The sequence below is a fragment of the Vibrio sp. 10N.222.49.C9 genome (assembly GCF_041474985.1).
GTDB classification, from domain to species: domain Bacteria; phylum Pseudomonadota; class Gammaproteobacteria; order Enterobacterales; family Vibrionaceae; genus Vibrio; species Vibrio crassostreae_C.
This window is the reverse complement of record NZ_JBFRVD010001335.1, coordinates 1-456: the sequence shown is the minus strand read 5'-3', so window position 1 is coordinate 456 and position 456 is coordinate 1. Positions and strand designations below refer to the sequence as shown.

Annotated in this window: 1 protein-coding gene; it reads left to right on the top strand. The window is 41.7% G+C overall.

Features of this window, described 5'->3' with window-relative positions; all coding sequences use genetic code 11:
* A partial coding sequence (locus AB4585_RS28175; RefSeq protein WP_408063600.1) for a sodium:solute symporter family transporter occupies positions 1–456 on the top strand: 456 nt, incomplete at both ends.

Here is a 456-nt window from a genome sequence, read left to right as displayed (position 1 = left end):
CGTTTGGTTAATGAGGTTCTGCCTAAACCACTGGTTGGCTTCTTTGTTGCAGTGATGTTTGGTGCCATCCTAAGTACCTTCAATGGTGTATTGAACAGCTCAACGACCTTATTTGCTCTTAATGTGTATAAGCCTTTATTTGGTAAAGGAAAGAGTGATGAAGAGTTGGTGAGTAAGGGGCGCATCTTTGGTGTTATTATTGCGATAATCTCTGTATGTATTGCACCTTTCATCATGTATGCACCAGAAGGCTTGTTTCAATATCTACAAATGGTTGCGGGATTCTTTAGTGTGCCTATCTTTACCATTGTGTTTGTGGGATACATCTCTAAGCGTGTACCCGCTATTGCAGCCAAGATTGCTTTGACAGTATTCGTATTGTCTTACGCGGCAATGCAGCTAGTGTTTGATACGCCGATTCACTTCCTACACCAATTGGCTATCTTGTTTGTAGTG